The organism is Sediminibacillus terrae (assembly GCF_009602435.1).
GTDB classification, from domain to species: Bacteria; Bacillota; Bacilli; order Bacillales; family Amphibacillaceae; genus Sediminibacillus; species Sediminibacillus terrae.
On the sequence record NZ_VZDQ01000003.1, the window covers coordinates 1 to 13,363 of the forward strand.

Sequence of the window (13,363 nt, forward strand, 5' to 3'; positions counted from 1 at the left end):
CTTTAGAATTAGTGAGTGAATGTGGTGCAGGCGGGAAACCCTTTCGGTGGGCCTTTCAGGCCGAGGCCGGTAACAGAGGCTTTCAGCCGCAGAGCAAACCACCAGTTCACACTGGTGGTTTTGATTTTTTTTGCTTTTGTTCAATGGATGTTGAGTGTTGGACCAGCAGCCCAAACTATGGCAACCGTTTCACTTTGGGTCTCGGAAGCAGTCTGGTTAAATCGATTTTCGCATGTGGAAAAGATGCCGTTTTACAGGATTCATCGTTGTTCGGGAAAATCGTGATATTTCGTCAAAACCATTTAGCTGTTATGGAATAAATGGTAAAATGGTGGAAAAAAAGGAGGATTAATTATTGCGGCAATTCTATTTTTTTCTACCACGAATAATGTTATATACAACTTTGTTGCTGTTTCTGACAGCGTGCCAGCAGTCTTCCTCCATTCCCGAAGGGTTTTATGATTACCAAAAAGAAAAGGCGGAAAATGCGGCGGCCGAGCTTTCGTTTTCACCAAATTTGCCGGAGTACGTGCCGATGGAAGTCGCTTTTCTAGTATCGGACCGCTATTATCTTAATGACAGTGAGAAGGAGGCACTTGATATCAGCCTCTATACCCAGGAAAATGACTTACTGTCCATCCAATTCATCCAGGGGAACATAGAGACGGGACTGATTGATGCGGAAACGGTTATGATCGATGAACAGCTGGAGGGTGAATATGTCGACAATTCTTTTGCGAAAATCCTAAGCTGGAAGAAGGATGGAATTACTTATAAAATGTCTTATCGAGAGAACACTTTAGGGACTACCCAGGAAAAAAACAACAATGTGTCCAAGCAGGATCTAGTCCAGGTTGCCCGTTCCTTTCATTCGTAAAAAAGAAATCATCCGATGATTTCTTTTTTTTATGTCGGGGGGTCAGTCCCTCGTAAAAAGAGGGACTGACCCCAGACGCTGTAACAGACTAAAGGAGTTTGTCCGGTTATTGGATGATTATTTGGGGAAGGAATAAACTAATATATAGGGCATGAGAGAAAAATGTCGAAATTTACACTTGCAAGACGTCTGACAAGCTGTTAAAATCCATAATTGGAAAACAAGGACTGAAAGCATTTTCATTTTAGATGCATGACTGGAAAAACATGGTGCATTTGTGAGGCCAGAAGCCTGCTTCGTATCCCAGGCGGAGAGCCGAATATCACCGTATTTCCAAGAATGCAACGGCTTTCATGTCTGTAGCGATAAAGCGGTAATAGCAGCTGCCTGAGAAGGGGTGGCCTGTATTCCGCTAAAGACTTTAAGGGAGGCTCATGCCGTGGATATTCTTCTTGGTTTGCTGGCAATTGTTATCATCCTCGGGATTTCATTTTTATTGTCCAATGACCGCAGCAACATAAATTATAAAGGGATAGCAATTATGCTGATCGCACAGGTGATTACCACTTGGTTCATGTTTAAGACCAAAATTGGTGAATGGGTGATCACTGGTATTTCGGATGGTTTCAATAAGTTGATCGATTTCGGGATGGAAGGGATCAACTTTGTCGTAGGCGGTTTAATGGTCGAAGAAGGAGGCAGCGTGTTCTTCTTCAACGTTCTGTTATTGATCGTCTTCTTTTCCACTATTTTGGCCGTGCTCACGCATCTGAAGATTTTGCCGACAATCATCAAATATTTCGGCGGATTCCTATCATACATTACAGGACTTCCAAAGGTGGAATCGTTCAATGCTGTCAATAGCATTTTTTTCGGTCAGTCGGAGGCGCTGATTGCGATTAAATCGCAGTTTCATCACCTTAGCGACAATCGTCTTTATATTGTCAGTGCTTCCGCAATGGGTTCTGTTTCCGCGTCCATTGTCGGGGCTTATATTCAAATGCTTCCCGCACAATACGTGTTGGTTGCACTGCCGCTGAACATGTTCAGTTCCTTGATCATCGCATCCATGATTTCTCCGGTAAAAGTCGATAAAAAGGACGACAAAGTCGACATCAAGGAAGTGTCAGATTCCAAAAGTATTTTTGAAGCGATGGGTAACGGAGCGCTGGACGGCGGAAGAATCGCCTTGATTGTCGCCGCCATGCTGATTGCTTTCATTGCTTCACTTGAACTGGTCAACTGGATTATCCAGGCGATTTTCGCAGGTGTGACCCTCCAGCAGATTCTTGGCTACATTTTAGCTCCAATCGGATTCTTGATGGGTATCGCACCGGGAGAGTTGATTCAAGCTGGCGGTATCATGGGTACGAAAATCGTCACCAATGAATTTGTCGCAATGCTGGAATTACAACCGGCAATCGATTCACTGTCTGAGAAAACAGTCGGTATCGTCACGGTCTTCTTGACCAGCTTCGCAAATTTCTCTTCCATCGGTATCATTGCAGGTACTGTACAGGCGATTGATTCGAAAAAAGCCGTGGCCGTTTCAAAATTCGGCCTGAAGCTGTTACTAGGGGCAACATTGGGCTCGATTTTGTCAGCCACAATGGCAGGATTGTTTTTATAATTCGAAAAAGGGTATTCGTGAGATACCCATGGCTGCCGGGATTTCCCGGCAGTCTTTTTTTGATGTGAGAAATTATTCATTCGGTGTATAATTCTTTTTTGATTAAGAGTGCCAAACGGATTAGTTGTATACTGGACAGTTCTCAAACAGGAAAATTAATGATTGGCAACGTTTATATTACAATGAAGGTGGAATGAAAAGTAATATCACGACAAAGAAAGGACGTTGTTTATGTCTGAGCAATATAAATTGTTTATCAACGGTCAATGGGTGGAGACTGATGAAACACTGGATGTACTCGATAAATATTCCCAGAAAACGTACGCAACCGTATACAAAGCGGGAGAGGAACAGGTCGACCAAGCCATTTCCAGTGCTGAGTCTGCCTTTCACAACCATCCGTTATCCCCATATCAACGGTATGAGATATTGAAAAAAGTCAGTGAATTACTTGCAGATAATAAAGAGGAATTAGCTCAAACGATTACGAGAGAAGCGGGAAAACCGCTAAAACAGGCCCTGACAGAAATCGATCGCAGCTCGCAAACCTTTGAGGTTGCGGCAGAAGAAGCCAAACGGATCAGCGGCGAAGGGGTGCCGGTGGAAGCTGCCCCCGGTTCGGAAAACCGGATGGCATTCACCATCCGTGTTCCAGTCGGAGTGGTCGGGGCCATCAGTCCGTTTAATTTCCCGTTGAATTTAGTTTCGCATAAAGTGGCTCCTGCAATCGCGGCAGGCAATGCGGTCGTTTTAAAGCCGGCAAGCGCGACGCCGATCACTTCTTTAAAGCTTGCTGAGCTGTTCGTGCAGGCAGGGCTTCCAGCCGGTCTGTTCAATGTCATTGTCGGTTCCGGTTCGGTCGTCGGCCAGCAAATGATGGAGGACAGTCGTATCCAGCTTTACACGTTTACCGGAAGTGCCAAAGTCGGATTAAAACTGAAACAGACAACCGGGTTGAATAAACTCATCCTGGAACTGGGCAATAATTCTCCGGTCATTGTCGACAAGGATGCAGATGTCGAACAGGCTGCGAACAACATTGCGCAAAAAGGTTTCGCCTTTGCCGGACAGGTTTGTATTTCAGTGCAACGAGTGTATGTTCATGAAGAAATCAAAGACACTTTCCAAAAAAGGCTGATAGAAGCTGTCAAATCACTGAAAGTCGGAGATCCGAACGACCCTGATACCGATGTCGGTCCGATGATCGCTGAATCGGAAGCAGAACGTGCGGAACAGTGGGTGAAAGAAGCTGTCGACAACGGAGCCGAACTGTTAATCGGCGGGGAACGAAACGGACCAGTTTATCAACCGACCGTCGTCAATAGCGTGAAAAAAGACATGAAAGTCGTGTGTGAAGAAATCTTTGCTCCGGTAATCAGTTTAATCAGTTACAATAATCTCGATGACTGTATCGACGAAGTGAATGAATCGCCTTATGGCTTGCAGGGCGGCATCTTTACGCAAAATCTCGATACAGCATTCTATGCTGCCAGAAAAGTAGAGGTCGGCGGGCTGATGGTTAATGACTCTTCCCAGTACCGTGTAGACCTGATGCCATATGGTGGCGTCAAAGACAGTGGCTCAGGAAAAGAAGGGCCGAAGTATTCGATAGAAGAAATGACGAATGAGCGATTGATTGTATGGAACTTAAAAAACGGCTGATTCCTCGGGAGTGGACAGCAAACGAGAAGAGCTTCGGACAAAATCCTCATGACCAAAATGAAAACAGAACATCTTTCTGTTTGGATTTGAAAAAAGGAAGCGTTCTACCCTTCTCATCTGAAAAGTGCGGCTACCCATTCCGGCAAGGTACTTCGCTTTCCATAGCGATACGAAACACGCATTAAACAACAGGACAAAAAGCAAAAAACCGAACGAATTTGATTGGTGGCATTTAGAATTCGCTCGGTTTTTTGCTATGGTGGTTGTTTTTGTTCCCCGCTCTTTTTGATGGGAAGTCTGGTATTCTTTTAAAAGGGCGTATAGGCTTTTATCATTCTTTAGCAAGTTGACCAGCGAGCTTCCGTTGCAGGAAAACAAGCCTTCCGTATAAGGTAATGGCCCCGGCGCTTAAACCGATAATAATGCCCATCCAGTAGCCGAACGGACCGAATTCGGTGAAATTGGCCAGAACCCAGCCGCTGGGTAGACCGATGAGCCAGTAAGAAATCAATGCCATGATCAGTGTGATGTTGACATCTTTATAGCCGCGCAACGCACCTTGCAACGGTGCCCCGACAGCGTCGGCAAACTGAAAGAAAATCGCGTAAAATATGAACTGCTTCGTCAGGTTGATGACAGCCGGGTTATCGTTATACAATCGGGCAACGGCGTCATCGAGGGTATATAAAATCAATCCAGCGAAAAAAGAAATCGCAATCCCGCAGCACAGACCGATGTAGGAGTATACTTTCGCATCATGCACCCTTCTGCCGCCTACTTCAAACCCGACGGCAATCGTTAAGGCCATCGCAATACTAAGGGGAATCATATATAGATAGGATGCAAAGTTGATCGCTGCCTGATGGGCGGCAATTGTTTCCGTACTATATACACTCATCAGCAGGGTCACTGCTGCAAAAATGCTGGTTTCAAAAAAGATGGCAAATCCTATCGGGATGCCGATGCGCAGCTGTTCCCACCAAGCGTGCAGGGAAGGTCTGCGCCAATGCCTGAAAATCATATAAAAACGGAAGGGCTTGTATCGATAGATAACCAAGACCGCTACTGCGCAGGATATCCAGTAAGTCAACGACGAGGCTATCCCGGCGCCGATCCCGCCTAATGCCGGCATGCCCAACCGCCCGAAAATGAACATATAATTAAATAGAATGTTGAGCGGGAGCGATATCAATATAACCATCATCGAGGTTCGCGTCTGACCTAATGCATCGATGAAACAACGAAGCAAATTGAACAAAAACAAGGGAATGATACCTGTTGCCAGCGCGGCTAAATAATACTTGGCCACATGGGCGACTTCTGACTCCAAATCCATCCGGTTGAGAATTGGATCGACAACAAAGAAGCCGATGATGGTGACTACTGTTGCCAAACCGACCGATAAATACATGCCCTGCCGGACGACTTCCGGAACTTCCTTCTCTTTCCCGCCTCCGACTAATTGAGATACGATTGGAGATAATGCAAGCAATATTCCGTTTATTCCGGTGAATACTGGGACCCACAGGTTAGAGCCGATCGCGACTCCGGCCAAATCATGGGTACCGAATCTTCCCGACATCACGGTGTCAAAAAAATTCATGGCATATAAGCTTAACTGGGTTATTAAAATGGGAATAAGAATTACGAGGAATAATTTGAGTTTTTGTTTTAATGAATTCGTCCGGTACATACTGCTCTTCCTTTTTACATAGATTTCGATTAGGATAGAGAGGATTATAGCACATTCCTGTTCATTATTATACTTAGGTTTCTTATGGATAACACTACTACCACAGAAAGAGAGAGGAATTAACATATGAGTGACAAACGGATATTATTTACTGGCGGGGGGACTGCCGGCCATGTAATCGTCAATCTTGCGGTCATTCCCCATTTTCAAAAAGAGGGATGGAAAATAGATTATATCGGGTCGAAAAACGGTATTGAAAAAGAGCTGATCGGCCGTCTCGATAATGTAGAGTATCATGAAATCTCTACAGGCAAGCTGCGACGTTATTTTTCGAAGGAAAACTTTAAAGATCCCTTCAAGGTGTTGAAAGGGGTGCTGCAATCTTACCGGATTATCGGGAAGCGTAAACCGTCGGTCATTTTCTCAAAAGGCGGATTTGTCTCCGTACCGGTGCTTGCAGCGGCCTGGCTTCGAAAAACCCCTGCAGTGATTCATGAATCAGACTATACGCCCGGGCTTGCCAATAAGCTGGCCATCCCTTTTGCCAAAAAAGTGTTGACCACTTTTCCGGAAACGATTCAATACTTGCCGGAAACCAAAGCGGAATGGATCGGGGCAGTTGTACGCGATGAATTATTCGAAGGTAACAGGGAAAAAGGATTGGCTATCGCCGATTTGGATAACAGTAAACCGGTGTTGCTGATCATGGGGGGAAGCGGCGGCTCTGCCAAAATCAATGAATCAGTCCGTGGTAGCCTGGATGAGCTGCTTGAGGACTATCAAATCATTCATATTTGCGGAAAAAATAATGTGGATCCATCCATCAAAAAACGAGGATATACCCAGTTTGAATATGTAAATGAAGAGCTGAGCGATTTGTTTGCCGCTACCGACTTTGTCTTGTCCAGGGCCGGGTCCAATGCAATTTTTGAGTTCCTGGCTTTGCGAAAACCGATGCTGCTCGTACCGCTTTCCCGGAATGCAAGTCGTGGAGATCAAATACTGAATGCCAATTCTTTTCAAAAGCAGGGGTATGCCCACATGGTCGAAGAAGAGGAATTGACAGACAAGCGGCTTGTAGAGGAGCTGAAGCGACTGAAGCAAGAAAAAGCGACGATTCTCCAACATATGCGAAATTATGAAAGTCGCGAGGCGAAGCAGCAGGTCATTTCGACCATTAAACAGGCAGGGCGCATCGGCAGCCAAAAATAAAGGTATAGGACATGACATAGTGCACATAACCACTCCGGCAGGTCATTTCACTTTCCACGGGTACAGCTTCAGCTATTTTGTCAAAGAAGATTTCTTTGCCAATTGGATCTTCAGCTCGCGCTGCTTTCGCTGGAGTCTCCGTGCCTTGCAGGAATGGATGGTTTGCCCCATCATCCTAAGAGAAGCTATAATATTTGCTTCAGAGAATAAAAATCGAAAAAAAGAAAAACCGAGCGAGTTCGAATACGCAGCGTTTCGAATCATCGTTCGGTTTTTTCTTTGGCAACTATGTCTTTGTTCCGGTTTTGTTTGACCCTGAAATTGGCGGAATCAATGGATGCTGTACTTTTCTATGGCAAGCACCACTCCAACCCTCTCCCTCGAGGTCTCGGCAAAGCCTCGTTATGGAAGAAAAATGCCAATTTGACGCTCGGCCCAGACTGGAACGGGCGGGTGACGAGGAGCTTCCGCTTCGCTCCTCATTCTTCTTGTTTGCGATGGAACGGCCACCAGTTACCTTGTTTGAACAGTCGTACCATGATCGGTATGAACAGTGGCAGCATGATCACTGCATATAAGAACAATCCAGTAAGCACAACTGTAGCGATCTGCAACAAGGATAAGACACCGGCCGGCATCATTGCGCTGAATGTTCCTCCTAGTATTACTGCGGCTGAGATAATGACTGTGCCCATGTTTTTCATGGCCGATAACAGCGCATCCTTGATTGTCATGCTGCTGTTCTCGTTAAACCGACCCATCAGGAAGATACTGTAGTCGATTCCAAGAGCGATCAGGATGACAAATGCAAAGAACGGAACTGCCCAGCTTATGCCTTCATAATCGAGAATGTTGATGAAGATAATTTCGGCAATTCCCATCGACGTATAGTAAGTCAGAACAAGCGATCCAATCAGATAAATCGGCATTACAAGCGAACGCAGCAGGATCACCAAAATAATGAAAATCCCTGCCAGCATAAAGATGACGGTACGTGAATAGTCCTGATCGGAAATTTCCTGTAGGTCATGGTTTGTACTGCTTACACCACCGATGGAAGTTTCGGAATCTGCAAAAATCGTTCCATCTTTCGCCTCATCCACAGCTTCCTCCAAATCTCCGATAAAATCGACCGACTCTGTCGAGTATGGGTTGTTGCTCAATACCACTTCAAAAGTCGTAATGGTTTTATCATCTGACAAATATGGTTCGATACCTTCTTGGAAATCTTCGTTTTCGATGGCTTCTTCTGGTATGTTGACCGTCGGTTGTTGTTTGGCGGTTGAAAACTCGTCCAGGTAACTTTGTACTTCTTTCAGGCCGTCGGAAATTTGCACCAACCCATCCGATCCTTCTTGAAGCCCGTCTGCCAGCTCGGAAAGCTGGGACTGCATGTCACTGAAAGCCCCCTTCAGTTCTTCTTGACCGCCGTAAATATCGGTCAGCCCATCCTGCAGGCTTGGGATATTATTGACGACTTGCTGTTGTCCATCAGAGGCCTGATTCAGCCCGGACTGAAGATCGCCTACAGCATCGCTCAACTGTGAAAGACCGTCAGCCAATTGTTCCTGCCCGTCGATTGTACTGGTGAATCCTTGATTTGCTTCTTGCAAACCAGTTAAGACTTGTCTTTCTAGCGTGTTATTTAAACCGGCCAAACCGGGTTGCTCGTCGGTTCCTTGTACGACTGCGGCCAGCTGGCCTTTCGCCGTTTGAAAATCCGGATCCTGTGCAAGGGCCGGGTTGTTTTGTTCAGCACTGTTCAGGCTTTGCAAGGACCCTGAAAGGACTTGCTCCATCGATTGATATCCTTGGACGAGCGAACTCAACCCTTGTTCCACCCCTTGATAGCCATTCAGTAATTCCCGATTGCCATCGATAGTTTGCTGGAGGTTGGTTTGGATTGTTTCCAGGTTGCTTTGAATTTCCCCGGCTCCTTGAGCCCCGGAGGCAATACCGGCTTGGATTTCTGACAATGCAGATTGCATTTCGCCAATCCCGTTGTTTGCTTCCTGGGTACCGTTCATCAATTGATCTACTCCGGATTCCGCCTCTTTCAACTGTGGCTGGGAATCCTTAAGTTGATCGGCTGCATCGGAGAAACCAGATTCAATCTCATCAATTCCATCCGTACTTTCGCCGACTCCTTCACTAAGCTGATCGGTTTGACTATCAACTGTGAAATCTTCGATTACGTCACCGGCAGGGCGGGTTGCACTTCGAACGGAATCGACCCCGTCAAGAGCCGCGATGTGCTGGGAAAGCAGCTCGATATCCTGATAGTCTTCCGGTGATTCGATTTGCTTATCTGTCTTCAATACTACGGTGGCAGGCATTGCCTGGCCAGGTCCTACAGAATCTGCAATCCAGTTAAAAGCCTGCACAGATCCGTAATCATTACCTATCTCCTCTAGTGAGTTATAGGATTTTTGCCCGTTGTATGCAATCACACTCGGTACGGTGATGACCAAAACAATCAATAAAGAAATGAGCGGCCTTGTCCAGGCAAAGGTGCCGACTCGCCCCCACAGTTTGCTTTCATTGTGGGAAACATTTTTATCAAACGGCCAGAACAACTTCCTGCCTAGAACGACGAGGAAGAACGGTACAAGTGTGGCCAAAGCAATCAAAACGACGGCGACCCCCACCGCAACAGCTACAGCAGATTGGTAGAGGGAAAAGGTCGAAAAGCCGATGGTCGAAAAACCGATCAAAACAGCCAGCCCGGCGAAGAATATCGTTTTCCCTGCGGCTTTATATGTCGCCATTACTGCTTCCTTGGTCGTTTCGTGATGCGCTAGTTCCTCTTTAAATCGGCTGATCAGCAAAATACAGTAATCTGTTCCGATTCCGAACATGACGGCAACCATGAAAATCTGGGTGAAGTTCGATAGCGGGAAATCAACCGTATCGGCCAGAATCGACACAATTCCCTGGGCCGCCAGATAACTGATCCCGACCGTAAGCAGCGGGATGAACGGCGCCACAACCGACCGGAAAACTAAAAAGAGGATGATCAGGATAATCGCTACGGTGATGTATTCTGTTTTTTTCAAGCCCTCTTGGGAATTGACCATGATATCATCGGAAATGTAGGTCTCTCCAGTCAGGTAGTGTTCGATCTCGATGGAAGAGGTTGCCTCGTATATGGCATCCCGGGATTCCTGAACTTCACGGTCGGCAAGCGATACGTTCATTGGCACCATGATGGTCGTTCCATCTTCTGAAACGACTTGTTCCTCAATTTCTTCGCTTTCCTCGAACGACATTACTTCTGATATCCCCAAATCTGACTCACGGTCCTGAAGATTCTCGATCCCTTGGGCAATCTCCTGCTTTTGGCTGTCGCTGATTCCATCATCTTCATGAAAGACAAGAACAGCGCTCGCCGTATCCTCCTCCTTGTCATCAGACATTTGTTCCAGCAGTTCGCCTGCTCTTGAAGAGGAGTAACCGTCAGGAACCCCGATTTGTCCTTTGTCCCGCACTAAATCCTGCAAGTTTGGGGAAAACACCAATAAACAAATGGCTGCAGCAATCCAAACAATGAACACTGCCCATCTGAGCTGAATAATTCTTCTCATTACACTAACCCCTTACTTATAAAGTCTATTTGTTCAAAATCTAGCGTCATTTTTTTCTGAGAATGTGGACCAGCTTATCCAGCGTCTGGATGAACTGTCCGATTTCTTCTGTTTTAAATTCAGAAAGAATTTCACCGAGAACCTCATACAGCTTCTCCCTGCCTTGATTCATGGTATGCACCCCGGAATCGGTCAGCGTTAAGTAAACAATCCTGCGATCATTTTCGTCTCGTTCACGATTGACGAAACCGCGTTCGACCAGGCGATTGACTTGTGCGGTCACCGCGCTTTTCCCGATAGAGAATTCGTCGGCGATGTCAGAACTGGTGCATGGTTGATTTTTATGGACAAACCGGAGCGTGCCGAACTGGTCGGAGGTCAACTCTTGATGTACCTGCTCATTCATTAATATATTGACCCTGCGATTGACTTCATTCATCGCAGACGTGTATATATCAATCAAATCATTGAGCTCTTTATCCTGCATGTTTTCACATCCTTTTAAATAGTTCGATGGGTGAATAGTTTGATGACTGAACAATATTTAAACATGGTTTCCTGCAAAAAGCAACTGATTGGCAGCCGAAATAAGAGAAGACTGAAATTTTCTGCCGGAAGGACAAGCTTCCGTTTCATTCGTTATAATAAAGAAAACTGAACAAAATGAGGGGAATAACATGAAACCGATTATCTGCCGGTATTGCGGAAAACCAATTGAAAAAAGAGACCAGCTTGTAACAGCCTCCCATTGGCTGCGGGTGCGCCCATACCATTATGTTTGTTTTGAAGAAGTGGAAAAGGAGTCTTCGACCATTTATAACAGTTGGATACCGTTGAACGGACCTGCCGGGAATATAACGGCGGCAATCATGGCAATGTTGGCTGTATGGTTGTTGCTGACAGGCACTTGGGGTGTTGCAGGCAGCTTGATTGGCCTTCTCGCCTCATACAGGGTATTGCTCCGACTGACAGCCTTCCTGTTGTTCGAGAGAAAAGTGCCTAGATAAAAAAGGTTTGGCGCAGAAACAAGCAGGGTAAAAAGTAATGATTTGATTTGTCTTTTTACCCTGAATTCGCAGAAAAATCGAGCATATCTAACAAAAACGATAGAATCCCCGCCTATTTGCCTATAACCGACATCCTTCGACATTCTTTGCTTGTTAGTACATGCCAGTCGGTTTGGGTTTCCGGTTTGCTTCGGATAGAATGGAAGATGTTGTCCATTGCCGGCATTTTAATTTTATGATTTGGAAAACAGGTGCAGTATCACCAGCATCACCATGTATTATTTTCTTCATTATCTCCTGGAAGAAAGCATGCTCATCCTCCACTACTAACATTTTCTGAAGATTGCGAAATAATGCAACGCGATTCATTCAACGGAGTGCCAGCTTTTATATATGCGGGTTGATTTTTGCCTGCCGTATTGGACTGTTCGTTGAAAATGCATTGGTTCAAAGAAAACCGAACTATAAAATTAACATGCTTCAATGGCGTCTTGACATGAAAAAATCACCAAAAGGGGAAAAGCTGATGAAAAAATTATTGTTTTTATTGATGACGAGTTTACTAGTGTTTTTAGCTGCCTGTGGCGGATCAGACAGCTCGGAAGGTGGTTCCGGGGGAGAAGGAAGCGTTGATACGATCGTTCTTGCCGACGCCGGATGGGATAGTATCCGGTTCCATAATAGTGTAGCGCAAAAAATAATTGAAAATGGGTATGGTTACGACACCGAGGTGACTCCAGGATCTACAGCTGCTACACTTCAAGGTCTGCGTGAAGGCGATATTAATGCCTACATGGAGATATGGACGGATAATGTGAAAGAGGTCTACGAAGAAGCAATCGATTCAGGTGACATAGAGAAAGTTTCGACCAATTTTGATGATAATCAGCAGGGTCTGTATGTTCCTACCTATGTAATTGAAGGGGACGAGGAACGGGGCATTGAACCAATGGCTCCAGAATTGAAAACAGTAGAAGACCTTAAAAACTACCCGGACGTATTCGAAGATCCAGAAGACCCGGGAAGAGGAAGGATTTTGAATGCACCTAGCGGATGGGCAGTAGCCGAACAAATCGATCAGAAGTTTGAAACATATGGTTTGGATGAAACGATGAACAATTTCATGCCAGGTTCCGACGCGGCCATCGTTACATCACTGGCTGATGCTTATGAATCTGGTGAAGCTTGGGTTGGTTACTATTGGTCTCCGACAGCAGTAACGGCCATGTACGATCTTACAAAGCTGGAAGAGCCGGCTTATGACGAAGAAACCTGGAATGAAACCAGAGGAACAGAATTTCCGCCAAATGATGTAGTGGTTGGTGTGCACAAAGACCTTCCGGATCAGGCTCCGGAAGTGGTAGAGTTTTTGAGCAACTATGAAACGAGCAGTGCCTTGACGGAGGAGGCATTGACCTACATGAATGAAAACGATGCATCTGCAGATGAAGCTGCAGAGTGGTGGATGAATGAACATGAAGATCTTTGGACGGAATGGGTGCCGGAAGATGTAGCGGAGAAAGTAAAAGAAGCACTATAAGTAGCTGCTGATCATGTGTAAACTGGCTGCTTTCATAAAGCGGCAGCCGGTTTATGTCATTAGCTGGCCGGAATCGGTCAGCTACTTTCGGTTTTAAAGACAAGCATTCTGTAAAACTTGCAAAATAACTAATAGGTGAGGTGAAAAAACTGCTGAAC

10 protein-coding genes are annotated in these 13,363 nt (G+C 45.7%); 7 read left to right on the forward strand and 3 right to left on the reverse strand.

All coding sequences use genetic code 11. The annotated features are described in order from the left end of the window. From F6X55_RS20145 to F6X55_RS01125, 4 genes are all read left to right on the forward strand, one after another. Positions 1–320 (forward strand): hypothetical protein (locus F6X55_RS20145; protein WP_419866447.1); only part of this gene is annotated, 320 nt, incomplete at its 5' end. Positions 321–355: 35 nt separating this feature from the next. Next, complete coding sequence (locus F6X55_RS01115) at positions 356–877, forward strand: hypothetical protein (RefSeq protein ID WP_026772436.1); 522 nt, start codon at positions 356–358, stop codon at positions 875–877. A gap of 439 nt (positions 878–1,316) precedes the next feature. Beyond that, entirely contained in the window at positions 1,317–2,507 is a 1,191-nt protein-coding gene (locus tag F6X55_RS01120; RefSeq protein WP_153461575.1) for a NupC/NupG family nucleoside CNT transporter, read from the forward strand. Positions 2,508–2,738: 231 nt separating this feature from the next. Beyond that, positions 2,739–4,169, forward strand: coding sequence for an aldehyde dehydrogenase family protein (locus tag F6X55_RS01125; protein WP_153461578.1), 1,431 nt, complete (start codon positions 2,739–2,741; stop codon positions 4,167–4,169). 331 nt (positions 4,170–4,500) lie between these two features. Here the strand turns inward: F6X55_RS01125 and F6X55_RS01130 are convergent, their stop codons facing one another. Then, positions 4,501–5,988, reverse strand: a complete 1,488-nt coding sequence (locus tag F6X55_RS01130; protein WP_081704676.1) for an MATE family efflux transporter — start codon at positions 5,986–5,988, stop codon at positions 4,501–4,503. Here F6X55_RS01130 and F6X55_RS01135 point away from each other — a divergent pair, their 5' ends adjacent. Continuing rightward, positions 5,989–7,074, forward strand: a complete 1,086-nt coding sequence (locus tag F6X55_RS01135) for an undecaprenyldiphospho-muramoylpentapeptide beta-N-acetylglucosaminyltransferase (protein ID WP_153461580.1) — start codon at positions 5,989–5,991, stop codon at positions 7,072–7,074. A gap of 479 nt (positions 7,075–7,553) precedes the next feature. Here the strand turns inward: F6X55_RS01135 and F6X55_RS01140 are convergent, their stop codons facing one another. Both F6X55_RS01140 and F6X55_RS01145 read right to left on the reverse strand, forming a co-directional pair. Further along, positions 7,554–10,658, reverse strand: a complete 3,105-nt coding sequence (locus F6X55_RS01140; RefSeq protein WP_153461582.1) for an MMPL family transporter — start codon at positions 10,656–10,658, stop codon at positions 7,554–7,556. A 46-nt stretch (positions 10,659–10,704) separates the two neighbouring features. Beyond that, positions 10,705–11,145, reverse strand: a complete 441-nt coding sequence (locus F6X55_RS01145; RefSeq protein WP_026571853.1) for a MarR family winged helix-turn-helix transcriptional regulator — start codon at positions 11,143–11,145, stop codon at positions 10,705–10,707. A gap of 190 nt (positions 11,146–11,335) precedes the next feature. Between F6X55_RS01145 and F6X55_RS01150 the strand changes: the two genes are divergently transcribed. Both F6X55_RS01150 and F6X55_RS01155 read left to right on the forward strand, forming a co-directional pair. After that, positions 11,336–11,665, forward strand: a complete 330-nt coding sequence (locus F6X55_RS01150; RefSeq protein ID WP_153461584.1) for a hypothetical protein — start codon at positions 11,336–11,338, stop codon at positions 11,663–11,665. A 526-nt stretch (positions 11,666–12,191) separates the two neighbouring features. Next, positions 12,192–13,205 carry an ABC transporter substrate-binding protein gene (locus F6X55_RS01155; RefSeq protein ID WP_026772433.1) on the forward strand — a complete coding sequence of 338 codons (1,014 nt, stop codon included), beginning with the start codon at positions 12,192–12,194 and terminating at the stop codon, positions 13,203–13,205. Positions 13,206–13,363 lie beyond the last annotated feature (158 nt).